The sequence below is a fragment of the Capnocytophaga sp. genome, from assembly GCF_030532915.1.
Taxonomy (GTDB): domain Bacteria; phylum Bacteroidota; class Bacteroidia; order Flavobacteriales; family Flavobacteriaceae; genus Capnocytophaga.
This window is the reverse complement of sequence record NZ_JAUNKD010000018.1, coordinates 31,745-57,294: the sequence shown is the minus strand read 5'-3', so window position 1 is coordinate 57,294 and position 25,550 is coordinate 31,745. Positions and strand designations below refer to the sequence as shown.

Annotated in this window: 19 protein-coding genes; 8 read left to right on the top strand and 11 right to left on the bottom strand. The window is 37.4% G+C overall.

Translation table 11 applies throughout. The features are described from left to right. Positions 1–240: 240 nt before the first annotated feature. The 9 genes from Q4D72_RS07185 to Q4D72_RS07145 all read right to left on the bottom strand — a co-directional run bounded on the left by Q4D72_RS07185 (position 241) and on the right by Q4D72_RS07145 (position 15,336). Positions 241–3,012 (bottom strand): M60 family metallopeptidase, encoded by a 2,772-nt coding sequence (locus Q4D72_RS07185; protein ID WP_303077060.1) that lies wholly within the window; start codon positions 3,010–3,012, stop codon positions 241–243. A 135-nt stretch (positions 3,013–3,147) separates the two neighbouring features. Then, entirely contained in the window at positions 3,148–4,026 is an 879-nt protein-coding gene (locus tag Q4D72_RS07180; RefSeq protein WP_303077059.1) for a discoidin domain-containing protein, read from the bottom strand. A 49-nt stretch (positions 4,027–4,075) separates the two neighbouring features. Beyond that, a complete protein-coding gene (locus Q4D72_RS07175) occupies positions 4,076–5,974 on the bottom strand; it encodes a RagB/SusD family nutrient uptake outer membrane protein (protein ID WP_303077057.1) in 1,899 nt (632 codons plus the stop codon). Between the two features lie 8 nt (positions 5,975–5,982). Further along, positions 5,983–9,159, bottom strand: a complete 3,177-nt coding sequence (locus Q4D72_RS07170) for a TonB-dependent receptor (protein WP_303077056.1) — start codon at positions 9,157–9,159, stop codon at positions 5,983–5,985. A 709-nt stretch (positions 9,160–9,868) separates the two neighbouring features. Next, complete coding sequence (gene accC / locus Q4D72_RS07165) at positions 9,869–11,218, bottom strand: acetyl-CoA carboxylase biotin carboxylase subunit (protein ID WP_303077055.1); 1,350 nt, start codon at positions 11,216–11,218, stop codon at positions 9,869–9,871. 60 nt (positions 11,219–11,278) lie between these two features. Continuing rightward, on the bottom strand, positions 11,279–11,770 hold the full coding sequence (gene accB, locus Q4D72_RS07160) for an acetyl-CoA carboxylase biotin carboxyl carrier protein (RefSeq protein ID WP_303077053.1): 492 nt from the start codon (positions 11,768–11,770) through the stop codon (positions 11,279–11,281). A 46-nt stretch (positions 11,771–11,816) separates the two neighbouring features. After that, entirely contained in the window at positions 11,817–12,806 is a 990-nt protein-coding gene (locus Q4D72_RS07155) for a beta-ketoacyl-ACP synthase III (RefSeq protein ID WP_303077051.1), read from the bottom strand. Between the two features lie 224 nt (positions 12,807–13,030). Then, positions 13,031–14,881 carry a hypothetical protein gene (locus tag Q4D72_RS07150; RefSeq protein ID WP_303077049.1) on the bottom strand — a complete coding sequence of 617 codons (1,851 nt, stop codon included), beginning with the start codon at positions 14,879–14,881 and terminating at the stop codon, positions 13,031–13,033. Next, the gene (locus tag Q4D72_RS07145) at positions 14,878–15,336 is read right to left on the bottom strand and encodes a nucleoside deaminase (RefSeq protein WP_303077047.1); all 459 of its coding nucleotides are present in this window, start codon (positions 15,334–15,336) and stop codon (positions 14,878–14,880) included. The genes Q4D72_RS07150 and Q4D72_RS07145 overlap by 4 nt, the downstream gene beginning before the upstream one ends. Positions 15,337–15,772: 436 nt before the next feature. Here Q4D72_RS07145 and Q4D72_RS07140 point away from each other — a divergent pair, with 436 nt between their 5' ends. The 8 genes from Q4D72_RS07140 (at position 15,773) to Q4D72_RS07105 (ending at position 23,790) form a co-directional block, all read left to right on the top strand. Continuing rightward, on the top strand, positions 15,773–16,252 hold the full coding sequence (locus Q4D72_RS07140; protein WP_303077046.1) for a Dps family protein: 480 nt from the start codon (positions 15,773–15,775) through the stop codon (positions 16,250–16,252). Between the two features lie 269 nt (positions 16,253–16,521). Beyond that, positions 16,522–17,214 carry a PAS domain-containing protein gene (locus tag Q4D72_RS07135; protein WP_303077044.1) on the top strand — a complete coding sequence of 231 codons (693 nt, stop codon included), beginning with the start codon at positions 16,522–16,524 and terminating at the stop codon, positions 17,212–17,214. Positions 17,215–17,369: 155 nt separating this feature from the next. Beyond that, positions 17,370–18,959 (top strand): peptide chain release factor 3, encoded by a 1,590-nt coding sequence (locus tag Q4D72_RS07130; protein ID WP_303077042.1) that lies wholly within the window; start codon positions 17,370–17,372, stop codon positions 18,957–18,959. A gap of 53 nt (positions 18,960–19,012) precedes the next feature. Then, positions 19,013–19,780 carry a DeoR/GlpR family DNA-binding transcription regulator gene (locus Q4D72_RS07125; RefSeq protein ID WP_303077040.1) on the top strand — a complete coding sequence of 256 codons (768 nt, stop codon included), beginning with the start codon at positions 19,013–19,015 and terminating at the stop codon, positions 19,778–19,780. 226 nt (positions 19,781–20,006) lie between these two features. Next, on the top strand, positions 20,007–20,774 hold the full coding sequence (locus Q4D72_RS07120) for a 3'-5' exonuclease (RefSeq protein WP_303077038.1): 768 nt from the start codon (positions 20,007–20,009) through the stop codon (positions 20,772–20,774). Between the two features lie 53 nt (positions 20,775–20,827). Continuing rightward, positions 20,828–21,445, top strand: coding sequence for a DUF4230 domain-containing protein (locus Q4D72_RS07115; protein WP_303077037.1), 618 nt, complete (start codon positions 20,828–20,830; stop codon positions 21,443–21,445). Positions 21,446–21,466: 21 nt separating this feature from the next. Further along, a complete protein-coding gene (locus tag Q4D72_RS07110; RefSeq protein ID WP_303077036.1) occupies positions 21,467–22,078 on the top strand; it encodes a fumarylacetoacetate hydrolase family protein in 612 nt (203 codons plus the stop codon). Between the two features lie 89 nt (positions 22,079–22,167). After that, positions 22,168–23,790, top strand: a complete 1,623-nt coding sequence (locus tag Q4D72_RS07105; protein ID WP_303077034.1) for an ABC-F family ATP-binding cassette domain-containing protein — start codon at positions 22,168–22,170, stop codon at positions 23,788–23,790. Positions 23,791–23,981: 191 nt separating this feature from the next. Here the strand turns inward: Q4D72_RS07105 and Q4D72_RS07100 are convergent, their stop codons facing one another. Together Q4D72_RS07100 and Q4D72_RS07095 are read right to left on the bottom strand one after the other, a co-directional pair. After that, positions 23,982–24,731, bottom strand: coding sequence for a hypothetical protein (locus Q4D72_RS07100; RefSeq protein WP_303077033.1), 750 nt, complete (start codon positions 24,729–24,731; stop codon positions 23,982–23,984). A gap of 239 nt (positions 24,732–24,970) precedes the next feature. After that, positions 24,971–25,387 carry a hypothetical protein gene (locus Q4D72_RS07095; protein ID WP_303077031.1) on the bottom strand — a complete coding sequence of 139 codons (417 nt, stop codon included), beginning with the start codon at positions 25,385–25,387 and terminating at the stop codon, positions 24,971–24,973. Positions 25,388–25,550: the final 163 nt, after the last annotated feature.

Genomic DNA, 25,550 nt, shown 5'->3' with positions numbered 1-25,550 from the left:
CAAAGATATAAAAAATAGACAGATTATAATGGGTTAGCTATAGATGAATTTGTTTACAAGCTGAATCATCGATATTTTGGAGAGCATTTGTTTGACAGATTGGTTTTGGCGAATATTATCGCTTATAAATGATTAAGGATATATAATTTTTTTGTATCGCTATTTCAGGATAAGACAATCGGAAGAAAAAAGAAGATTATCTACTGAGATAATCTTCTTTTTTTGTATATGAAAAACTTATTAAAACGTAACCTCTGTTCGTTCTCCATTGTAAGCAATGGCATAAACACGAGTGTCAGCACCGAAGGAGCGTTTTATATCAAACGAATTTTTATTAGAAACGTAAATCAATTCATTGCCTTCATACACCTCGTAGGCAACTACATTCTGATAACCCGTAGTAGTCACTCGGCTACCGTTTTTAGTGGCATTTCCTTTCACTACTGGGGATTGATCTCTGAAATATGTCCAGTTGCTATCACAAATATATTCTATTTTATCCGTAATTTCAAGCAATTTTAAAGCCGTAATTTCGTTTTTAATTTGACCGGCATACGCATCTGTTACTATAAGATTTCTCCTATCATAATCGTGTATTTGTTTGTTTATCGGCACATAAAATCCCCATTTTTCAAAGAATGAAGTCAAATCAGTTCCTGTTAATTCGGAAATGATTTTGGTGAAATCTACCTGACACTTACCATCATTGATAGGATTTTGCACAGGAACTTCACGAACCTTATCGTATAATTTTACAGAAAACTCAGGGTCGTTTTTAGCTTTTGAAAAATACAAATTCAACTGCCAAAAAGGGACTAAATTACAGAATACGTCACCTATATCACCAAAGGCTTTTTTAGGAACAATCCCTATGTTGTAAGCCTTTTCGTAGCGGTTGTTGTATCCTCCTTCCCCTTGCATTGATTCGGTTTCCAAACGGGTAGGGATTTCCCAAGCGGTTTGAATATTCATTGAATTCATATTCACCGTGCATTCGGTCATACCAATCCACATAAAAGTAGGTTTTACCTGATGCGCGTGTCCAATTTCGTGGGCTGGACCCCAAATAGATGTTTGCGTTTTATCGGTTGCTGCACCCATTTTATCAGGATTACAAAGTGTTTCCATCGTGCCAACGTTATAAGAAGTACGGTAAGCTGTGCAATACATAAAACTGGTGTACATTACTTGGAAATAAGATCTATTAGGAAGTTCCTTATTTCTTTCTTTGGTAAGCCCCATAAATTTGTGAGTTTGTCCAAGAAGCTTATCAAACTGGTCGATAAGATCTTTTCCTCTTGAACCGGTATGGGTTTTGTAGCTTTCTACCGGAAAACAAAGATGCGCTTTTTCTCCAATTACGTCAAAATAAGTGTTGGTAGCAGCGTTGATTAAACGATTCCAATCAGCGGCATTGTGTTTAGTTTTATCGAAATAGCCGTTTACTTTGCCGGTGGCAAAATGCACTTTGATTTTTGGAGCATTTTGATAATCAGTAGTTTGGTATTGCAAGTAAATCAATCCGGATTTTCCAGCTTTGAATTTATTAACACCTTCATACAGCGGATGATACGAAGCTTCGTTAAAGCCATCACCACCGGGTTTATTTAAATTTTGTATTTTAATCTGGATTTGTCTGCCTTGTGTTGGCCCAACAAAAACGACCAAATCTTCGCCTTCGATAGCACTCATTCCTGTGGGGTTATCCAAATTACTGTACGAATACTGCATACGATATCTGTCGCGGTACTCATCTGGGTTGGGCCAAGCACGATATTCTTGAATACGGAATTCAGAGGGATATTGCCCCAATTTCATATATTGAGCTATGTCCTTATAGAATGGATTGCTAATATTTTGGATTTGCCCATCGGTGATGCCCGCTTTTAATTCAGAACAAGTTATGTCAGTAAAAATTGCCGAGGGGTCAAAATTTTCAGTATTTTTTCTGTAAAACTCAATTTCGGCAGCTGCGGCAAAGCCAGGCTCTTGATGACCTATTCCCGATTTGATTACCAATTTAAACGATTTGGCATTAGAGATTGGATTAAATGTAACACGAGTTACTTTTCCGTTACCTCGAAAGTCAAAATCTTTAATTTTTGTGTAATCAGCGCTACCTTCTGTTTTTACGTGTATTTCCACTTCTTTAAAATGTCCATTGGAACCTTCGGTACGTGGATAATACATCATATAATCGACATTTTGAGCGTTTTCTAACACATATTCGAGGGTAATTGGGAAGTAATTCGTTCCGGTATTAGTCCAATGCGAGTGATAGATTGTGGACATATCTCCATCAAACGATTTTTCAATATCTTCTCCTTGATGGGAAGAACTAGCTGAACCACTGGCTATTTTTAGTTTGATATCACCTTCAATGGCGGAAACATTATCATTTGTATATTGCCCTTTTTGTACGATTTGTATTGTTTTACTAATTACGGGATTTACTCCTTTGGAAAGCAACTCAATCTTTCCGTTTCTGTCCTTATCGCTTTCATTTTTAGCAATACTGAAAATATATTTTGTTGTATGCCCTGAAACTTCCTCACCTTTTTTGGTTATCCAATCAGGAAGTGTTATTTCATACGACACATTAGCTGTGATAATTATTGTAATATCATTGGCGATTTTCTCTACCTTGAAATTGTCTTTATCAATAGCTATATCAGGCGCTGCTCCTATTTGGGTGACTTTTACTTCTTTGGATAGTCCGCCGCCTTGAACAACAAATTTGGCACTCCGAGTGAGATCTTTATTTTCGGAAACACTCACCTTTATGCCATTACCTTCTTTTTTTACTTCCAACCACATTTCCGTAGGGGCAGTAACCGTCCAATTTTGAACATTGGTTTCTACAATCACCTTTCGTGAAGTAGCTTCTTTTCCAAAATTGACATTTTCAACTCGCAAAAAAGGTTCCTCTTGAACTTCTTTTTTACAATTTATTGCGGTAAATACTACCACAACAAAAAACATAATCATTTTAAGCAGCTGTTTTTTTTTCATACACTTTCTTTATTAAAAAAGACTTGCTATACGGTTAAAAAAGCATTAAAAAGATGTTTTGAAACGTTATAGCAAGTCTATCATTTACATATTTACTAAGTTGTTCTTAAAAGAAATATTGCTCAAACAAGAACATTAGTCTCCCTCGGCTGGGGCTTCCGGATCAGTAATCAATACGGGTTCATTAAACAAACTGAACTCTCCCATATCAAAAAAGCTCTTGTTTAGTGGGTCAGCATTTCTGCGAGCTAATGGTGTAAAACGCAGTTTTGAATATTTTGCATTCATCAAAATAGGATTTCCGTTGAATGTTCTACGTCTGTCATCTGCCGCTCTTGATGCCAAGTCATAAGTTTGAATACCTACTTCTACCCAAGTTTCTCCGTCGTTACTTGCCTCAACTTTCATTCGTTTAACATCTCCGCTACCGTTACCGTTATGTCTTGTTGAAATATTAAACTTAAAGCCCTGCAAAGATTCGGTTAAATTTATTTGAAAGTAATGTTGGGCATTAATTGGTGAGCCAGACCATTTTGTGTGGAAATATGTATAATTATTTCCATCAATCAAATTGGCGATATGACCTTCACTAGGCTCTTGTGCGTTGGTTTCCAACATATCGACACTCAAATTTACTTTAACAGCATCATCTCCTTCTGTCAGTTGATATGTGGCAGGAGCGGCACCGGAAGTTGCTTTGAAAGTATAAACTTGCCCCTCGGTACCGGTAGCACTTACAGGTTGAATTTTAAACTCATACTCTCCGTATTTTTTTCGAGTGTTAGGTATGATAATTTCATTACTGTAAATACTTGCCAAACGTAATACTTCTTTTTTAGTAAGTTTATCGAAGTAAGTGAATCTCAAATGTTCAAAGGTAACAGGTTCTTCCTTTTCCCAAGTGATTTTAATTTGTCCGGGCAGTTCTTCGGATTGTAAATTTTTAATTCCCGAAGGATTTATCTTTGGCTCATCTTTCTTACACGCAACCAGCGTTAAAGAAGCAACGAGCATAATAGTCAATAATGTATATAATCTTCTCATCACGATAATATATTAAAAATTAATAACCAGGATTTTGAACTAATTTTCTATTAACCTGAACTTCCCCTTGTGGAATTGGCAATAAATAGTGTGTAGGCGACTCAAACTTACGAATGATGGTTGATAACTCAGTTTCTTTTGAAAAAGCCTCAATTGAAGTAGCTTCAACATTCAATCCGCGAGGTAAAACATTGAAATAATGCCCTGCCAATTTCCAACGACGCATATCCCAGAAGTTTTGATTTTCTAAAAACAACTCTATTTGTCGTTCTTGACGAATAATTTCTCTCATTTTTGTTTGGTCAGGAACTACACTTATAGTAGCCCAAGCTGCATCTACGGTAGGAATGCCCGCACGTGTTCGTATAGGATCAATGTATCTTTTAGCCTCAGCCAAATCACCTGACTCTATACAAGCCTCTGCATACCCCAAATATAACTCTGTTAAACGAATTACAGGCCAAGGATAGTGTTGCAAGCCTGAATTGTTAGCGTTTTGGGTAAGTTTAGGCATTACACCTTTTTTTACCAAAAATCCCGAAGGAGAATAATTATTAACACGTCCTTTTTTACCACAATTATCGTTTTTCATAAACTGAGTCAAAATTTTGGCTTTATCAGTTCCTCTTTTAAAACGGTCTTGGTAAGCCTCTTTGTTTGCGTTATTGTCGGTTGCCGTTCCTTTGGTTTCGTAGTATCCGTTATGGAAAGAAATCCAAGCATAGTAACGAGGTTCTCTATCCATATTCATTTGAGATGTTTTTTGCCCCGGTTCGGCATAGGCTGTTCCCGCCGGAATATCTACCACATTGAAGCGTTCTGAATAAGAATATCCCAAGTTGGTGTCTTCCTGCAAAGGTAATCCATTTTTGGTGTAGAAACGATCTAACATTGTCAAAGTAGGTGCAACTCCATTCCAAGTGCGTCCTTCCCAGTGTGGGCGCGCTTTGTTTTGCAATTCATAAGGTCCCTCTTGACGTGTATCAGCCCAAATAGTTTCTTTACTAAATTTGTCAGTAATGTTAAAACGCAACACACGCTCTGTTGGGTTAGTAGGCTCTTGTTGTGAAGGGTCTGCCGTATCGGTTGTGGCGTACAAACGATATCCGTTTGCTTCTGCCAAATCAATAGCTTCTTTGTAAGCAATTTTTGCCTTTGTCCATTTATTAGCATCAAAATTTGTAGGAATCATTGATGCCCCGTCCAAATTTTTGAAACCTGCATAATCCGGATTTCCATTGAAAAGAGGAGAGGCCGCTAATAAATATAATCGGGCTTTCAAGGCTTTGGCTGCCACTGATGTTGCCAAACCAAAACTTGTTCCTTCTCTTCTGGCAGGTAATCTTCCTGCTGCATTGTCAAACAAGGCCGCTACCCACTCCACTGATTCGTCAAGCGGGGTTCTTCCTAAATATAACTCGGCAGGCGTGTCAATTTTAGGTTCTTCTTTTACCAAGATAATAGGTCCGTAACAACGAAGTTGCAAATAATGGAAATAAGCAATCAAAAAGTCAGCTTGTGCTCTATAATCTTCTTTTTTGCTTGGTTCCAAGTTAGGCACTTTATCTATATTATTCTTTAATATGTAACATTGCTTAATACCACCAAATAGCGTATTCCAATAAGAAATTACCGGATCAGAAGCTGTAAAGTTTCCTTTGGGAAATTTTGCAAAAGTTTCGTGTTCGAAAGCTGTAATTACCTCATCACCCGTGAAAGCATCAAGTGAACTTGGCACTCCCGCACGAGGATTGGGCATAAAAGAATAACAAGAGTATAAATACTGCTCTGCCGCACGCGCCGTTGCAAATGCTTGTTGTTCAGTAGCTGCTTCGTCAGGAACAACATCTAAAAAATTACACGAAGAGGTAACCGATAGCAATAATGCAGTTCCGAGTGTATATATTATTTTTTTCATACTAAATCTTATTTATTGTTAATTGTCATTTGGAAACCAAGGGTAAATACACGTTGGGTAGGATATTTAAGTCCGTTACCACCTCCTTGCTCCGGATCCCAAAGTTTGAAACTACTGAAAGTAAGTAGGTTAGAGCCCGTTACAAATAAACGCATATTTTTGTAGGTGTACCCTACCTCAACCGTTTTTAGTTTTAAGAAAGAGGCATCTCGCACCCAAAACGTTGAAGCCGTGGTATTATTTGCGTGGTCATCTTTTGTCAAACGAGGGTAAGCCGCATTTAAATTTTGGTTGTCAGGACTCCAATGTGAATCGGCTATCCACTGGAATATATTTCGAGAGTTGTTTGTTCCGAAAGGATGTAAATTACTCATCAATAACGAAGTATTTGCAGCCCCTTGGAAAAATATTCCTGCATCCCAACCCTTATAAGAAGCATTTATACCTAAACCATATATAATTTCAGGCGTTGTAGGATATCCTGTCCAAACACGGTCATTATCATCAATCTGTCCGTCAACTACGCCATCTTTGTTAGGAATGTCTCTATATTTCAGGTCACCGGCGGCTACGTTACTACTAATTTTCTGTTGTGCACGATTTTGTACTTCTGCTTGGTCGATGAATAATCCCTCGCTAATCAGCACCCCGTAATCAATTCCATTTTTGGTTATCCCCGGCATTCCTATACTGTGCCCAACTTTTGACAAATTAGGGTAATCAACAAATTTTAAATCCGTTTTTACGATGCGGTTGTGGGCATACGTAAAGGTTCCTTTTAATGACAAGTTGAAATCTTTTCCGATAGTTTTATCGTAATTAACTGATAGATCCACCCCTTGATTGATAACCTCTCCGGAGTTTGCATACACATCAGTTCCGTCAGAACCCAAATATTTAGCAATTGTTCCTCGTTTTTCAAATATATTACGACGATGTTCACGGAACATATCAAAATGAAAATCAAGGCTGTTCCATAATCTTAAATCGATACCAAAATTCAATTTTTCACCAACCTCCCAAGTAAGGTCATTGTTTTGAAAACGATTGTATTTAGGACCTTTTAGTTCATAATCTTGTTCAACTCCGGTTCTAAATTTTCTGTCATTAGAGCCTAAATCAATACTTGAAAGATAAAGGAAACGATTATTGGAAATTTGGTCATTACCTACTAGCCCCCAAGAGTTTCGTATTTTAAATACTTGAACAATATCTTTGAGTTCGGCAAAGAAAGGTTCTTCACTTAAATTATATCCAACGGCTACTGACGGGAAAAAACCCCAACGTTTACCCGGAGCAAAGTTTTCAGAACCATTGTATCCGGCATTTACCTCTATCATATATCGATTGTCATAAGCGTACGAAATTCGTCCTGCTATGGTCTGTTTACGCTTAGGCAAAGAGTTTACCAAAATTTTGAAAGAACTATCTGCGTGAATATTATTCAAATCATATTGTTCTTGGTTATATACTGCCATTGCATTGATTGCGTGAACTCCTCCGAAAGTACGTGCATAATCGAACATTCCTTGCAAATAAATTTTTCTATCTCCGGAAGTACCCGCTGATGAGGTTAATACTATGTTTTCAGGATTGGTTCCTACCAACCCCAAATCTAAATCATATTCTCCATTGGGTGTTAGCGTAAAACCATTTAGAAGATACATATTGTAAGGCGCTGTTCTGTAAACAGAAGATGATGACCAGTTTTTAAATGATGCCAAGGCGTTGAAACGCAATCCTTGTGTAAGGACATCTAACTTTTGGTCATACTCCAAATTGGCAATTACCGTGTTTTGGAAGTTATCTTTATATGAACTTACTAATTCAGCAATTGGGTTCTTTTTGACATATCGTTCACTATTCGTTCCCCATCTTACGTGTTCATCACCCTCTTTGGCAGGAAATTTGATAGGGTGATCTACCGAAGGTAGTTCAACAACCTTTCCGAATAGCTCATTAATGCTTATCTGTCCCTTATTTCCTGAATTAGTGATGGGACCTCGGTAATCGTGTAATTGAGCGTTTAAACGTAAGGAAATTTTACTGCTTTCTGTTAATCGGGCATTAATATTATTTTGGAAAGTATATTTTTTCAAACTAATATTATTATCAAATGAAAAATATTCTTTGCTCAATCCTTTAACCATTCCATCATCGTGAGTGGCATTGATACTCATAAAGTAATCTAATTTTTTACCTCCACCACGAATATTGAAGTTTACTCTTTGTCCGAAAGAGCGGTTTTTGAAAATTTCATCATACCAATTTACATTGGGATACACATACGGATTTAGGTTTTGTTCCGTTCCGCGTATTTGATCTTGTGTATATCGAAAAGCCCCCGAACTGAGATTATTTGCAGCTTCATTGTACAATCTCATATAGGTAGGTCCATCAGCCATTTTAGGAAGTGTGGTAGGTTGCGACATCGTTCCCTCTACACGGAAGTTTATAATCGGTTTATCTAAATTAGCTCCCGATTTCGTAGTAACAATCATTACTCCGTTAGCTCCTCTCGACCCATAGATAGCGGTTGCCGTAGCGTCTTTTAAAATGGTAAAACTATCAATTACCTCAGGAGCAAGGGCATTCAAATCACTCGCTGAAACCTGAACCCCGTCAACAATAATAAGTGGACTGGTTACACCACTCATTGTAGCAATACCACGTATGTAGAAATTAGCACCATCAGCGCCGGGTTGTCCTCCTCGTTGAAAAGCAATAACCCCTGCCATACGCCCAGCAAATCCGGTAGATAAATTAGCGGAAGGTACCTTTAAATCGGACGGGCTGATTGTTTGAATTGAGCCAACAATACTAGCTTTTTTCTGAATACCTCCATACCCTGTCACAACAACCTCTTCGATTTGACTGGCTTCTTCAATAAGAGATGTGTTGATAATCAGTGTTTTACCCCCCCCCGTAGTAACTATTTTTTTTGTTTGTGAGGTAAATCCTATTGAAGAAAATTCTAAAACATCGCCATTCTTGGCTTGTATTTCGTAATTGCCGTCAAAATCTGTTGCGACACCTTTGGAAGTGCCTTTAATTACGACACTAGCCCCTGGTAAAGGGACGCCTCCACCATCAGTTACAACTCCTTTGACAGATAATGTTTGTGCTACCATAGGACTCATTCCTAAAAACACAAAAATAAACTGTAGTAAAATTTTTATTCTCATATTTAAGTTTTGTTGGTTTTTCAAGTACAAAGTTACAGATTTTTTTGATATATACCGAATTGTTTCGAGATATATTTATTCATTATAAAGCTGATAGAAGATTAAAAATTTATTAAAACAGTTAAAATAAAAGTTTATCTTTTCTTTTTTAACAAAATAATTACGTATAAAATATAAAAATTTTAAATTAATTCATTTATTTGCCTTTACTTAATAATAATACAATTGGAAAAAAATTAACCACCATTTATTATTGTGGTTAATATAAATTCGGTTCTTGTTGTTTTAATCGCTTTGCTAGTAGTAAATGTTCTAATAAGCAAGTTTTAATTTAATATTTGAATACAATTTAGATTGTAACTATATGATTTTTGATGATAATATTGCAAGAACCATCCATTCATGACCCTTTTTTCTAAAATTTTAAATACAACTGCTTGTTTTTAGTGATTTGATAATCAGTTAAATGTGTGATGTTTGTGTTTATTTTGAATTGATAATTCACAATTAATTTTGCAAATTATTTTTTTTATTGTATCTTTGCGCCATTGGAGGCAATTTACAATAAGGATTATTCCGTTGTGAAAACATTTAAGGCGGGGCAACTCGCCTTTTTTTGTTGTACAAATTTACATTCCTCAAACTTCTCCACACAAAAAAACACCCCAAAAATCAACTTTTCAGGGTGTTTCTATAAAATTATTGCTTACTAATTCTGTGGTGGATTCATTTTAAACGATTCCATAAACTTGGTGGTGTAATTTCCTGCCAAATAATCGGGGTCGTCCATTAGTTGTAAGTGAAATGGAATGGTTGTTTTAACCCCCTCAACTACAAATTCTTCCAAAGCACGCTTCATTTTAGCGATGGCTTCCTCTCGGGTTTGTGCCGTAGTGATAAGTTTCGCTATCATTGAATCGTAGTTTGGCGGAATCACATAACCACTGTAAACGTGGGTGTCCAAGCGAACTCCGTGTCCGCCCGGTGCGTGAAGCGTTGCAATTTTTCCCGGTGAAGGACGAAAATCATTATAGGGGTCTTCTGCGTTGATTCTGCATTCTATTGAGTGAAGTTTCGGAAGATAATTTTTACCCGAAATCGGCACACCTGCGGCTACCAATATCTGTTCTCTAATTAAGTCATAATCAATAACTTGCTCTGTAATGGGGTGTTCTACTTGAATACGGGTATTCATCTCCATAAAATAGAAGTTTCGGTGTTTATCTACCAAAAACTCAACGGTTCCGGCGCCTTCGTAACCGATGAACTCAGCGGCTTTTACGGCAGCTTCTCCCATTCGTTTACGTAAATCTTCCGTCATAAAAGGCGAAGGCGTTTCTTCGGTTAATTTTTGATGACGACGCTGAATGGAGCAATCTCTTTCCGATAAGTGGCAGGCTTTCCCGTATTGGTCGCCAACAATCTGAATTTCAATATGTCGAGGTTCTTCAATGAGTTTTTCCATATACATACCGTCATTCCCGAAAGCGGCTCCGGCCTCTTGTTTGGCACTTTCAAGCGCTTTTTCAAGGTCTTCTTCCTTCCAAACGGCTCGCATTCCGCGTCCACCGCCACCGGCAGTAGCTTTGAGCATTACCGGATACCCCATTTCTTTGGCTACCTTTTTTGCGTGTGTTAGTGATTCTATAAGTCCGTCCGAGCCTGGTACGGTAGGCACTCCTGCGGCTTTCATAGTGGCTTTGGCAGTCGCTTTATCACCCATTTTTTCAATCATTTCAGGCGAAGCTCCGATAAATTTAATTCCGTGTTCGGCACAAATTTTTGAAAATTTAGCATTTTCGGATAAAAATCCGTATCCGGGGTGAATGGCATCGGCATTGGTAATTTCCGCTGCTGCGATGATATTTGGTATTTTAAGGTATGAATCTTTGCTTGCCGGAGGCCCGATACAAACCGCCTCATCGGCAAAACGGACGTGTAAACTATCGGCATCGGCAGTTGAGTAAACCGCTACGGACTTTATTCCCATTTCGCGACACGTGCGGATAATGCGCAAAGCAATCTCACCACGATTGGCTATCAATATTTTCTTAAACATAAATTTCTGTTAAATTATGAATAAAATTTTAAATTATGTAATTTGCTGAAATTACACTTTTTAGGACGGATCAACCAAGAAAAGAGGTTGGTCAAATTCTACCGGTGACGAGTCGTCCACCAAAACTTTAACAATTTTACCGGATACCTCCGATTCAATTTCATTGAAAAGTTTCATTGCTTCAACAATGCAAATCACGTCTCCTTTTTTAATGGTTGAACCTACTTCAACAAACAAAGGCTTGTCAGGCGCCGGACGTCGGTAGAACGTGCCTATCATAGGTGATTTGATTGTTATATATTTGTTGTCATCAGCACTTTCAGATGCTTTTACCTCTGTTGTTTCAACGGGTTGAACCGAAGGAATAACCGGTTGTTGAACAGGTAGTTGAGGCATTGTTGCGATAGGCATTTGCTGAACGTAAACCTGTTCTTTGCCTTCTTCGGGGTTTGTTTTGATTGTAATCTTAACATCTTCCATTTCAAGTTTCACCTCACTTGCCCCTGATTTAGCAACAAATTTAATTAAATTTTGAATGTCTCTTAAATCCATAATACTCGTTATTAGGTTGTTATCGTAATTTATATACTTTCATTTGTTAATAAGCCCATTTTAGGTATACAGCCCCCCAAGTGAATCCCCCTCCGAAAGCCGCTAAAATGATATTGTCTCCTTTTTTTAATTTCTTTTCATATTCATTGATTACCAGCGGAATAGTAGCTGATGTTGTGTTCCCGTACTTGTGGATGTTTACCATCACTTTATCATCGGTTAAGCCAATACGTTCCGCTGTGGCATCAATAATTCGTTTGTTGGCTTGATGCGGTGCTAACCACTGCACATCGTCTTTGGTAAGCCCGTTACGCTTTAAAATTTCTTCCGCAACACCCGACATACCTGAAACGGCATACTTGAACACCGTTTTTCCGTCTTGAAAAACAAACTGTTCCTTGTTTTGAATTGCCTGCTCGGTTATTGGGCTTATAGAACCTCCTGCCTTGATATACAGGTGATTTCTGCCAATTCCGTCACTTCGTAATAATTCGTCCTGAACACCCAATCCTTCGTAATTAGGCTCAAACAAAACCGCTCCGGCTCCATCGCCAAAAATGATGCACGTAGCTCTGTCAGTATAGTCAACAATTGATGACATTTTATCAGCTCCTACCAACAGAACTTTTTTATACCTTCCTGATTCTATGTATTTTGCAGCAACCGAAACACCGAACAGAAAACTGGAACACGCCGCTTGTAAATCAAAAGAAAAAGCGTTCACAGCACCAATTTCTGAGGCTACATAAGGACCTGTAAGTGCCACGGGCATATCGGGTGTTGCCGTTGCTAAAATGACCAAATCAATTTCTTTGGGGTCTAATCCTCTTTTTTTGATAAGGTCTTGCGCCGCTTTAATTCCCATATATGAAGCGCCTTTGCCTTCTTCCTTTAAAATTCGTCTTTCTTTAATTCCGGTGCGGGTATAAATCCACTCATCATTGGTGTCAACCATTGTTTCCAGCATTTGATTTGTTAGCACAAAATCAGGAACATATCCTCCAATAGCTGTGATGGCAGCGGTTATTTTTGTCATAATTAGTCTTAATTAGTTATCTGTTTTTTTTGAAAAAAACATTGCATAAATCTTGGCAAAAATAAGCATTTATTGTTTAGGTTTCCAAAAAAAGTGCTTTTTTTTAGCAAAAAACTTCTTCAAAGCCATTTATTTTTTGTCAGAAATTATTTTTCAGAAAAAACAAATAGGAAAAAGTGTGTTGTAAGTCGTTTAATATAAATAGATTAAAATATCAATTCGAATTACCGATAATGAACCATATTGGGTGGTTTATATTGAAAACTTTGCAATCTAAAATCATCGTTTTGAATGTTTGTTATTTTGAAAATGTGCGTTCCGTCTCTCGGAATTCTCGGAAAATAACAAAATGCAAACTGAAAACTCGGGAACATCAAAAAATCATTTGAAATTTGAAACCCGATAGCGAATTTAGAGTACACATCGGTTTTCAAAAAAGCCGTTTTTTCTTGCCCCAAAAAGCCAACATCAATACTAAGAAACGGATTGAAACGAAAACCTAACCAATAAAATGGGTTATAGGCTTGGGTTTGCGAGCTTAAAATGAGCTTTCGGCTGCCGTAAACGTGGCTGTAAAATCCTAATATTCCGTCTCTTTCATTAAGGCTTACACGGTCATTGGGGTGCGAAGTTCTGTCAAGCCCCAACACAAATGAGGTTTTGAAAAACTGCCTAAAATGCCAATTATTCAGTGAAAAAAGATTGGAAAAGAAAATGCCTTCACCGCGTATAACACGTTGTTTTGCATTGTTTTGCCCAAATAAAGACCCTGCCTCCAAATTAAAGGAATAATACCCTTTGGAACTGTATTTTGCCCACGAAAATCCCAAACCTAAATAAGGATAAAAAGCATTGTGTTTGCGAAGCGCCCCCGAGACCAAAAACAATGAGTTTCCTACGCTAACATCCTCAATATCACCTTGCCTGAAAATATATCTGTCTTGCACGAATCCGGTGCTGTTTTTGCTGATTTTTGCAAGATAGAGCTGCTGATCAGCAAAATAATTTTCTGCATTTAAAAAATCAGGAGGCAGTTCAGTGTACTTCAAATTTTGGTATCGCAGTGAAAAAATTAAATTGTTAATTCTGTCAGGTCGTTTTTGCGTAGTAGGCACGATATAACTTCCGTAGCCATCAAAAATTTTTGTACTTAATGGAGGTCGGTATAGGCTGTCTATCAGGTAAATATCTTTTTTGTCGCGCTCTTCAAAATAACCTATTCGTCCTGCCCAACGTGCATAGGGTGAAAACATAGGGCGTTCTATTGCCAGTTGTTTTGAATACAAATTTTCATAATCGGTGTAATATGAGGTTAAGAGATTAATTTGTGAATTCCACATATTTTTTGCCCGATAGCCAAATCCTTTCCCATTTTCATTAAATCCGTTAAAATACTGACGATAAAGCATATATGCCTCGTGTCCTAATCCAAAAAGATTTTGCTCACTCACGCGTAACCACCCCCGACTGCCGGCAAGGTCACTGGCAAAAAACATTGACCAACTATCCAAAACCGCTACCTGAACATCCACAGAATCAGACACTGCCGAAACCGCAACGGGGCGAATTAAAACCCGCCGGATATAATTTTGATTCCGTAAAATACGTTCCGTTTCTTTGAGCAATAACGAGTCCATCGGCTTATTTTCGTGAAACAGAAGTTGTTTTTTTATCGTTCGCGATTTAGTTTTTATGTGTAAGGCGTTTCCGTATCTATCTAACTTACTGTCAGGATGTTTCGATAAATCTTTTTCATCATAACCAAAAGGGTCTAAGGTAACGATGTTTATTTTCCGAATGATTTTGCCTTGATAAGTTTGATAATCAATATTTAATTCTTTTCTGATTTGCTTAGATGTAGCCGGTTGATTGGGTGAATCCGAAAAAAAACTTACTAAATTTTTAGTTAATTTATGTTTTTTTAAGTGTGATTTCAACCGACCATAAAAATCTTGATCTTTTTGAACCTGTGCCGTATCTTTGATTGTTATGTTCAGAGAATCAGAAATTTGAGAAAACAGAAAGACCGTTCCCCAAAAAAACATCCCGATACTGAAACACAACTTTCTATTCATATGCGACTTATTTTTTTTCGTTTATTGGTAAAGAATAATTTCAAAAGTTCGGCACATTCGGTTTCGAGTACCCCTGTTTTTATTTCGGTTTTAGGATGTAGCTTTCCGTTCATTGCACTAAAACCGCGATGTGGGTCACTTGCGCCGTACACGATTCGTGAAATTTGACTCCAATACAATGCACCTGCACACATTGCGCAAGGTTCCAAAGTTACATATAATGTACAGTTTTTCAAATATTTACCACCTAAATAACTTGCCGCCATCGTAATTGCCTGCATCTCGGCGTGAGCCGTTACGTCAGTAAGTCGTTCAGTTAGGTTATAAGCCTTCGCGATAATCTGATTTTCGATCACTATAACAGTTCCCACCGGAATTTCTCCGACATCATATGCCGTTTCAGCTTCTTGCAAGGCTTTTCGCATAAAATATTCGTCATCAAATAATTGAAACATTTTCTTGAATTTATTTTGTAAAATTAGAAAAAATATTTGATAAAACATACTATTTTTTAAAGAAAAATAAAAAATAGTGTGTTTTTGTTATGAACACCGAATTATATTCGGCTGTAATGATGATTGTTGTGATGATTTCGCAATTGTTTATTTTAAAGTGTTATCAATAGTACAAAAAAATGCCATAATTTTGCCTTTGCAAAGAATTGGAACTGTCTTTTTAATGGTTCAACAAAATTACAAAACTTTTGCGTTGCTTTTTTTGTTTTAAGCGGCAAATCGGCTTAGATAAAAAACGAAATTTTAGTGCGATTCTTTCAAACACTATTTCCACAATTTATACAATTATAAGTAAAATCAATTGCTAATTAGGGGTGCAAATGAATAAGATTCGTACCTTTGCATCAAAATTTTTATTCCATTAAATTACAACAATATGAGTTATAATGCATTAGGACTTGACAAGTCAAAAACGGAAAAAGTCGCCAACGAGTTAAATGTTTTATTGGCTAATTTTCAGACGTATTACCAAAATTTGAGAGGTGTTCACTGGAACATCAAAGGAAAGCGTTTTTTTGAATTACACGTTAAATTTGAAGAGCTTTACAACGCGGCTCAAATGCAGGTTGATGAAATTGCCGAGCGTATTTTGACCTTGGGCTTCACGCCTTTCCACACCTTTGAGGAGTACGTAAAAAACTCAAAAGTACCTGTGGGTCGTAACGTTTCGGACGATGATAAAACCGTACGTTTAATCGTTGATAGTATCTCGGAACTTTTGAAAATTGAACGAACCTTGCTTGACACTTCTGATGAGGCAAATGACGAGGGTACAAACGCCTTAGTAAGCGGGCTTATCACCGAGCAAGAGAAAAACATCTGGATGCTAAAAGCATACTTAAACGAAGCGATATAATCACGCATAAAAAATGGCTTTAAACACCCAATGTTTAAAGCCATTTTTGTATAAAAGAAAATGTTAGAATTGTTAATTTTATGCCAATAAATACTTTTATGAAATATTTCTTCATTTGCTTATCCAGTTGATTTTTATATAACTATTAATGTTTCACAAAAGGTTATTAACAAGTTTCAAATTATTTTGTTAAAAAAATTAACAAATAACACTTGGCAATTTTACTTCCATTTACTACTTTTGCTTCGGTGAATTTTAACTAACTGTATATGGTAAAACTATCAATTCAAAAACCGGAGCCTATCAATCAAGAAGTTATTTGGGACAAAACACAAACTATTGTTTCTACTACCGACAAATTCGGAACGATAACCTACGTAAACCAAACTTTTTTAAACGTCAGTGGATACTTGATGACCGAAGTAATCGGGCAACCTCACAGCCTCATTCGGCATCCCGATACGCCTAAATTACTTTTCAAAATACTTTGGGACAATATTTCAACAGGCAGAAACTTTCACGCCATTTTAAAAAATATGTCAAAATCAGGTGAGTTTTATTGGGTTATCACTGATTTTGATGTTAATAAAGACCCTAAGGGTGAAATCCTTTCGTATACCGCCCGACGCCGAGCTGTAAACGAAACCATCATAAAAGAACATATTGAACCGCTTTACCAAACTCTACTGAAATTAGAAACTATTGGTGGTATCGAGTTGAGCAGTCGTTATTTTAAAGGTTTTTTGCAAAAGGAAGGGAAATCATACATCGATTATATTTTTGACATCGTTGGCGATGGAAATAAAACCAAATATATGTATGAAGATACTGATTTTGAACCGGCAATAGTTGAAAATATAATGCCCGTAACCGAAGTTTCGGATACTATTTTCAACGAAACCGAAGACACTGAAAATATTAAACGTAAAAATTTCTTCGCACGGTTGTTTTCAATCAATTAAAAATCATACTTTTCCGTAATAAAACGAAAATATTGTCCGTCTTTTTTGACCGACAATATTTTTTTTGTTACAAAAATAATCGCAATAATGTTGTTTAACTGAACCAAATGCGTTACCTTTGCAATTTAATTTCGCAATAAACTGAAAATTTGTAAATGTCAATACTGCAAGAAATACAAAAACGCAGAACTTTCGGCGTAATTGCCCACCCCGATGCGGGGAAAACCACCCTTACTGAGAAATTATTGCTTTTCGGAGGGGCGATTCAAGAGGCAGGTGCCGTTAAAAGTAACAAAATCAAAAAAGGAGCCACGTCCGACTTTATGGAAATCGAACGCCAGCGCGGAATTTCGGTAGCCACATCGGTACTGGCATTCAATTATAAAGACTATAAAATCAACATATTAGATACGCCCGGGCATAAAGATTTTGCCGAGGATACTTTCCGAACCTTAACTGCCGTTGATAGCGTCATTGTGGTGATTGACGTTGCCAAAGGGGTTGAGGAACAAACCGAAAAACTTGTGGAAGTTTGCCGTATGCGAAACATTCCGATGATAGTGTTTATCAATAAGTTAGACCGCGAGGGGAAAGACGCTTTCGACCTTTTGGACGAAGTGGAACAAAAGCTCGGGCTTTCGGTTACGCCGTTGAGTTTCCCTATCGGAATGGGCTATGATTTTAAAGGAATTTACAACATTTGGGAGAAAAATATCAATCTGTTTTCGGGTGACAGCCGTCGGAATATCGAAGAAACCATCGCTTTCGACAACGTAAACGACCCCGAACTTGATAAAATTATCGGTGAAAAATCGGCTGAAAATTTGCGTAGCGAATTGGAGTTGGTGTACGAGGTGTATCCGCCTTTTGACCGCGATGCGTATCTGAACGGAACGCAACAACCCGTGTTTTTCGGTTCGGCACTTAACAATTTTGGAGTGAGAGAGTTATTAGATTGTTTTGTGGAAATCGCTCCGTCGCCCCGTGCCAAAGCCAGCGATGAACGCGTGGTAAATCCCGATGAAAAAACGTTCAGCGGATTCGTTTTTAAAATTCACGCCAATATGGACCCGAACCACCGCAACCGCTTGGCGTTTGTGAAAATCGTGTCGGGAACTTTTGAGCGAAACAAGCCGTATTTGCACGTTCGGCACGGAAAAAAACTGAAATTTTCAAGCCCGAATGCCTTTTTTGCCGAAAAGAAAGAAGTGGTGGATATTTCGTATGCGGGTGATATTGTGGGGCTTCACGACACGGGAAATTTCAAAATCGGAGACACGCTCACCGAAGGCGAAAATCTGCAATTTAAAGGAATTCCGTCGTTTTCGCCCGAGCATTTTCGGTATATCAATAATGCCGACCCGCTCAAATCCAAGCAGTTGGAAAAAGGCATCGACCAGCTGATGGACGAAGGTGTGGCACAGCTTTTCAAACTGGATTTCAACGGACGAAAAGTAATCGGAACGGTCGGGGCGTTGCAATACGAGGTAATTCAATATCGATTGGAACACGAATACGGAGCAAAATGTAGTTACGAGAGTTTCCCGATTTATAAAGCCTGTTGGGTGGAAGATCCTGAAAATCCGAAAGATGCCGAGTTTCAGGATTTCCTTCGCGTGAAGCAAAAATATATGGCACGCGACAAGCAAGGGCAACGGGTTTTCTTGGCAGATTCGGCGTTTTCCATCGAAATGGTAAAACAAAAATATCCGAGCGTGAAGCTACATTTCACTTCGGAGTTTTAAATAGTAAAACATTAAATGAGTAATAACAATAAAGATTCCTAAAAAAGATATTTATGAGAGCACTTAATGAGCGACAAATGAAAATCGTAGAAGCGTTAGAAACAACGCGCTACATCAGTGTTAATAAACTGAGTGAGACTTTAGGCGTATCGGTGGTAACCATCCGAAAAGATTTAAATCTGTTGGAAGAAGAAGGTTACCTACACAGATCACACGGCGGGGCAAGCAAGCACGGAAGATATGTTTTTGACCAAACCGTTTCAGAAAAAGAAACCGTTAATGTGGAGGAAAAACAAAAAATCGTGGCTCGCGCACTTGATTTTGTGAAAGACGGTGATTTTATCATACTTTCGTCCGGAACAACCATTCATCTTTTTGCACAACGCCTGCCCGACCATAAAAACATCACAGTGCTTACCCCATCGTTGCGGGTGGCTTTGGATGTTTGTAAAAAACAGAATATCAGTACGATACACTTAGGTGGTGAGGTTAGAAAAAATTCAACGGCAACCGTAGGTTCAATGGCTGAGGAAACGTTGAATAAATTTTCTTGTACAACACTTTTCTTGGGCATCGAAGGTATTGACCTTGATTTTGGAATCAGTACTACCAACGCCGGGGAGGCACATCTGAACCGAAAAATGTTGGAGCGCGTTGATAAAACCATCGTACTTGCCGATTCGTCAAAAGTTCATAAACGCGGATTTGGTTTTATTTGTTACGTGGAAAAAATCGATGTGTTAATCACCGATGAAGGTATCGATCCTGAATTCCGTGAAGAACTCGAAAAACGCGGTGTTGAAGTGGTAATTGCTCACTAACATTCGGAAAATAATTAGAGTTTTAACAAAAATACCATCTGTTATGTCAAAATACAGATGGTATTTTTAAAATAACACCCAAAAAAAGTACTTTTTTCTATCAGAAAACAAGATTTTGCAGATGATTTTTAATAAAAAACAGCTGTAAACAGGCTTTTTTATCCGCAAAAAAACAATTTCATCTTTTTAAACTGATAAAAACATCAAAAAAACATAAAATACGTTTATGGAATTAAATTTATCGAAACCTATTTGTTTTTTCGATTTGGAAACCACCGGAACTGACATCTCCAAAGACCGCATTGTTGAAATATCCGTTTTAAAGGTATTCCCTAACGGAAATCGTGAAAGCAAAACGTGGCTTGTAAACCCCACAATTCCAATACCAAAGGCGGCAAGCGATGTGCACGGTATCACTGATGAGCGCGTTGCCAACGAACCTACTTTTAGGGAACTTGCCAAAACCATTCACAATATGATAAAAGATTCGGATTTGGCGGGCTACAATTCCGACCGTTTTGACATTCCGCTTTTGGCAGAAGAAATGCTTCGTGCTGAAGTGGATTTTGATTTAGGCAATCGCGTAACCGTTGATATTCAGACTATTTTTCATAAAATGGAACAACGAACCCTCAGCGCTGCCTACAAATTTTACTGCGGAAAAACGCTTGACAACGCACACTCCGCCGCTGCCGATACCAACGCCACTTATGAAATTTTAAAATCACAACTTGACCGTTATCCCGAGTTGGAAAACAATATGAAGAAACTCAGTGAATTTACTTCACGAAAACAAACGGTTGATTTTGCGGGTTTTATCGCATTGAATGACCAAGGCGAAGAGATTTTTACTTTCGGCAAGCACAAAGGGCGCAAGGTTGAAGATATTTTGCAGGAAGAACCCGGTTATTTCGGTTGGATTTTAAATGCTGATTTTCCGTTATATACAAAAAAAGTGCTCACAGCCATCAAGTTACGTAAATTAACACAATAAAGCAAGTCGGTAATTGTTAGCAATTCGTCAAAAAAAATCAAAAAAGAAAATCTATGAAAAAGTTTGTTTTTGGAATGCTCACCGCATTGGCTTTGTTTCTCTCAATCAACTATTTTATTAACAAAAAGCAAGAAAAAGAAACGCTGGAAGCCGATTCGGCATTGATTCAAACCCAAATTGCCAACGTTAGCAAACTCATTGTTACCGAGGGGCATTTTGCCGAAGTGATTTCATACACCGACAGCCAAAAGTATTTTATGGATTTACTTTCGTTCGATAAAAAAATCTTGACGGTTGTCAATGCCGATGTTACGGTGGCTTATGATTTGCATAAAATTGTTTACGATATTGACCAGACAAGTAAAAAGGTGATTATCAAGTATATTCCGGAAGCTGAGATTAAAATTTACCCAAAGCTGAAATATTATGACATCAGCCAAAGTCAGGTAAATCCTTTCTCGACCGATGATGTAAATAAAATTCAAAAGCGGGTGTATGCCGAATTGGAGAAAAAAATTGCTCAGTCAACGCTGAAATCCAATGCTGAAAATCGGTTGATTTCAGAACTGGCACATATTGTTTTCTTGACAAAATCCGTTGGTTGGACGTTGGAATACAACAGCCTTCCCATTGAAAATACAAACGATTTAAAAAGAATTGAAAAACAATAATATTTTAATTATCAGATAATTATGAAGATAATTTGCGTTGGAAAAAATTACCTCGACCACATCAAGGAGTTTGACGGAACGCCACCCAAAAGCATTGTGTTGTTTTTGAAACCCGATACCGCCATTCACAATACCGAACTTCCGTATTACATTCCCGATTTTACGCAAAATTTACATCACGAAGTGGAAATTGTTCTGAAAATCAACCAGAACGGAAAACACATCGCTGAGAAATTTGCACATAAATACTACGACGAAATTGGTCTGGGGATTGATTTTACGGCGCGTGACCTGCAAGCACAATTGCGCCAAGAAGGGCTTTCGTGGGAAAAAGCCAAAGCCTTTGACGGTTCGGCTGTTGTGGGGAATTTTGTGCATAAATCGGCATTTGCTGATTTAAACACGCTTGATTTCCGATTGGAAAAAAATCAGTCCGTAGTACAGCAAAGCAACACCCGACTGATGATTTGGAATTTTAATCAAATCATTGCCGAAGCTTCCAAATTCTTTACCCTTCGCAAAGGCGATTTGATTTTTACCGGAACACCGGCGGGCGTGGCAAGCGTTTCAGCCAACGACACTCTTGAAGGTTTTCTCGAAAATCAAAAACTTTTCACCCTGCATATCAAATAATTAAAAGAAAAGGCAATTATTTTAATGACAAACTTTTGTCTTTCATTTAATAATAATATCTTTGCACCCGATTTAATTTTTTAAAGACAATGCTAACAGTTTCAAATTTATCAGTTCAGTTTGGGAAAAGAGTTTTGTTTGATGAGGTGAACGTAACCTTCACGCAAGGCAATTGTTACGGCATCATCGGGGCAAACGGAGCAGGAAAATCTACTTTTTTGAAAATCCTCTCGGGGAAAATTGAACCCACCGGCGGACGCGTAATTCTTGAACCCGGCAAACGAATGTCCGTTTTGGAGCAAGACCACTACGCTTACGATGAGTTTACCGTACTCGAAACCGTGATTATGGGTAACAAGGTGCTTTCTGCCGTAAAAAAGGAAATGGACGCTCTTTACGCCGATTATTCCGATGAAAACGCCGACCGAATTGGTGAGTTGCAAATACAGTTCGACGAAATGAACGGTTGGAATGCTGAAAGCGATGCCGCGGCTCTGCTCTCCAACTTAGGAATTTCCGAAGAAATGCACTACACCCTGATGGGCGAAATGGACGGAAAACTCAAAGTTCGGGTACTTTTGGCTCAGGCTCTGTTCGGAAATCCGGACGTGTTGATTATGGACGAGCCTACCAACGACCTTGATTTTGAAACCATTGGCTGGCTTGAAAATTTCTTGGCGAATTACGATAACACCGTGATTGTGGTTTCGCACGACCGTCACTTTTTAGATGCCGTGTGTACGCACATTTCGGATATTGACTTCGGAAAAATCAATCACTATTCGGGGAACTATACCTTCTGGTATGAAAGTAGCCAACTTGCTGCCCGTCAGCGTGCTCAACAGAACAAAAAAGCCGAAGAGAAAGCCAAAGAATTACAGGAATTTATCGCCCGATTCAGTGCTAACGTAGCCAAATCAAAGCAGGCGACCTCGCGTAAAAAAATGTTGGAGAAATTAAATATTGCCGAAATTAAACCTTCATCACGTCGTTATCCAGCCATTATTTTTGATAAGGAACGTGAGGCCGGCGACCAAATTCTGCACGTGGAAAACCTTTCGGCTTCCATCGATGGCGAAATTCTGTTCCAAAACGTAGATATTAACTTGGCGAAAGACGACAAAGTGGCGGTAATTTCAAAAGATTCGCGTGCCACGACAGCTTTCTATCAGATATTAAACGAAAAACAGCAACCCGACAGCGGAAAATTCCAGTGGGGCGTAACTACTTCACAATCATATCTTCCGGTGGATAATTCAGAATATTTTAACAATGATTATTCATTGGTAGATTGGCTTCGTCAGTGGGCAAAAACCGAAGAGGAACGCGAGGAAGTTTACATCCGCGGGTTTTTGGGGAAAATGCTGTTCAGCGGTGAGGAGGCTCTGAAAAAATCATCGGTTTTATCGGGAGGCGAAAAAGTGCGTTGTATGCTCAGCCGTATGATGATGCTTCGTGCTAACGTGCTGATGCTCAACGAACCTACCAACCACTTGGATTTGGAAAGTATCACGGCGTTTAACAACTCGTTGAAGAATTTTAAGGGTAACGTACTCTTCACCACGCACGACCACGAGTTTGCACAAACCGTTGCCAACCGCATCATTGAGCTTACGCCCAACGGAGTTATCGACCGTTATATGACTTTTGACGAATATATGGATGACAAAAACATTCAGGAACTCCGCAAAACGATGTACGAAAAAGCGTAATTTTTTACGAAAAACATATCAAAAAACTCTAAACACAATTTTCTGTATTTAGAGTTTTTTATTATTCGTAAACAATTGTAAAACAATAGATTATTTTTACGAGATAATTCCAAAATTCTTAAAAATAAGAAACAAAAAAGTTTGTCAATTTCAGCGATTGACAAACTTTTATTTTTTGAAAATTTTATACGCTAATAGCTTATTTCAAAAGTAGTTATATAATTTTCTTTGCTTCTGGTATTTTCATAACGTTCAATAATTTTGGTAACATAGCCCTCATTATCAAGTGTATACTCGTAATGGTAAGAATATTCAGAAGAAAAGGCTTTTACGGGAAGCATTTTTGAGGCTTTTCCCATTGGGAAAGGCAAGTAAAACAGCATTTTATGATATGAAAACCGACTCAAAACCAACGAGAAATTATTTTTATTGGTATCTTTTCCGTATTCAACTCGTACGGAAGGGTCGTTTTTATCTCCCATAATCACAAGATTTTCGTTTTCCCAGTGATAAGCATACACTTCATCTGTATCAATCGTTCCCTGATTAGCTTTTTTGGTTTCTTGAATCAATTGATTAGCCGTATTATATTGATATTCATAGTTTTTATCCCGAGATTCGGTTCTGGTCAAGTGAGTAACATTCCCTTTGTCGTTGGTTGTGGCTGTTATTTTGAGTTTTTCAATCCCAATTTTATTGTTTTGGTACGAAACATCTAATTCATTAGCTATTTTAATGATTTTATTATCAGTGTCATACGTGTAATTTATCACAACATCTTTTAATTTTTCTTGTCCGCCACTGATTTTTATTGATTTGATGAGTTTTACACTATTGGTTGAACCATTTTCATTAGGTTTGATACTATCACTGTCTTTTCCACAAGAAATAAGGGTTACAAAAGCCACTAACAGGAACATTTTAAAAACATTTTTTTTCATTTTATTTCTTTTTTTGTTAAATAAGGGTTACAAAAGCCACTAACAGGAACATTTTAAAAACATTTTTTTTCATTTTATTTCTTTTTTTGTTATCAGCAACAAATATATGAAAAATTAATTTATTTTAATCATTTGCGTGATTTTTTGTGTACTCGTAGTCAAAAACAAGTTTCAGATTTGTCTTGGGGCACTACAATATACATATAAAAATTTCAAAACAATCAACCAAGTTTCCTTTCTTACATTGTCGAATAATGATTATCTAACTCTTTTCTGTATATTCTAAACCCAACTAATGGAATTAATAATGCAAAAGTATAACATAAGCATAAAATCCCTCTGCTAACGGAATAATCTTTATAAATAATTTTATTTGAACCATTTATATAGTAGAGTTTTGATTGAAAATATTCATCTGTTATATTAGAGCAATCTGAGACTGGCACATCAACATCATATTTTTGTCCATTAAAGTGTATCTTAACAAAACTACTTCCTTTATAAGATGAAGAACAATATTTATCTATTATAAAGTAGTTTTCTATTGGAGAATTTTGCTCTTCAATATTAATTTCTTTTATATACTTTATATGAAAATATCCACCTATTAAAAATAATCCTACCGAAACACTTATTAAAAACTTTTTAATCGTCATTTTTTATAATTTGTCGTCCTTACATTTGGATAGTAATATATTGTCGGTATTTTTTGTCTTTCTAAAAAATCAGCAAATTTGAACAAAGATACAATAAAAAATGAATTATTACGGGTGATTTTTGTTTTTTAGAAATAATGTACTATTTTTGGGGCTTATAACA

What these genes read in the sequence shown, in the direction of transcription:
- Q4D72_RS07185 (WP_303077060.1), bottom strand. Translation starts at nt 3,012, where the DNA reads ATGAAAAAAAAACAGCTGCTTAAAATGATTATGTTTTTTGTTGTGGTA.
- Q4D72_RS07180 (WP_303077059.1), bottom strand. Translation starts at nt 4,026, where the DNA reads ATGCTCGTTGCTTCTTTAACGCTGGTTGCGTGTAAGAAAGATGAGCCA.
- Q4D72_RS07175 (WP_303077057.1), bottom strand. Translation starts at nt 5,974, where the DNA reads ATGAAAAAAATAATATATACACTCGGAACTGCATTATTGCTATCGGTT.
- Q4D72_RS07170 (WP_303077056.1), bottom strand. Translation starts at nt 9,159, where the DNA reads ATGAGAATAAAAATTTTACTACAGTTTATTTTTGTGTTTTTAGGAATG.
- accC (WP_303077055.1), bottom strand. Translation starts at nt 11,218, where the DNA reads ATGTTTAAGAAAATATTGATAGCCAATCGTGGTGAGATTGCTTTGCGC.
- accB (WP_303077053.1), bottom strand. Translation starts at nt 11,770, where the DNA reads ATGGATTTAAGAGACATTCAAAATTTAATTAAATTTGTTGCTAAATCA.
- Q4D72_RS07155 (WP_303077051.1), bottom strand. Translation starts at nt 12,806, where the DNA reads ATGACAAAAATAACCGCTGCCATCACAGCTATTGGAGGATATGTTCCT.
- Q4D72_RS07150 (WP_303077049.1), bottom strand. Translation starts at nt 14,881, where the DNA reads ATGAATAGAAAGTTGTGTTTCAGTATCGGGATGTTTTTTTGGGGAACG.
- Q4D72_RS07145 (WP_303077047.1), bottom strand. Translation starts at nt 15,336, where the DNA reads ATGTTTCAATTATTTGATGACGAATATTTTATGCGAAAAGCCTTGCAA.
- Q4D72_RS07140 (WP_303077046.1), top strand. Translation starts at nt 15,773, where the DNA reads ATGAGTTATAATGCATTAGGACTTGACAAGTCAAAAACGGAAAAAGTC.
- Q4D72_RS07135 (WP_303077044.1), top strand. Translation starts at nt 16,522, where the DNA reads ATGGTAAAACTATCAATTCAAAAACCGGAGCCTATCAATCAAGAAGTT.
- Q4D72_RS07130 (WP_303077042.1), top strand. Translation starts at nt 17,370, where the DNA reads ATGTCAATACTGCAAGAAATACAAAAACGCAGAACTTTCGGCGTAATT.
- Q4D72_RS07125 (WP_303077040.1), top strand. Translation starts at nt 19,013, where the DNA reads ATGAGAGCACTTAATGAGCGACAAATGAAAATCGTAGAAGCGTTAGAA.
- Q4D72_RS07120 (WP_303077038.1), top strand. Translation starts at nt 20,007, where the DNA reads ATGGAATTAAATTTATCGAAACCTATTTGTTTTTTCGATTTGGAAACC.
- Q4D72_RS07115 (WP_303077037.1), top strand. Translation starts at nt 20,828, where the DNA reads ATGAAAAAGTTTGTTTTTGGAATGCTCACCGCATTGGCTTTGTTTCTC.
- Q4D72_RS07110 (WP_303077036.1), top strand. Translation starts at nt 21,467, where the DNA reads ATGAAGATAATTTGCGTTGGAAAAAATTACCTCGACCACATCAAGGAG.
- Q4D72_RS07105 (WP_303077034.1), top strand. Translation starts at nt 22,168, where the DNA reads ATGCTAACAGTTTCAAATTTATCAGTTCAGTTTGGGAAAAGAGTTTTG.
- Q4D72_RS07100 (WP_303077033.1), bottom strand. Translation starts at nt 24,731, where the DNA reads ATGAAAAAAAATGTTTTTAAAATGTTCCTGTTAGTGGCTTTTGTAACC.
- Q4D72_RS07095 (WP_303077031.1), bottom strand. Translation starts at nt 25,387, where the DNA reads ATGACGATTAAAAAGTTTTTAATAAGTGTTTCGGTAGGATTATTTTTA.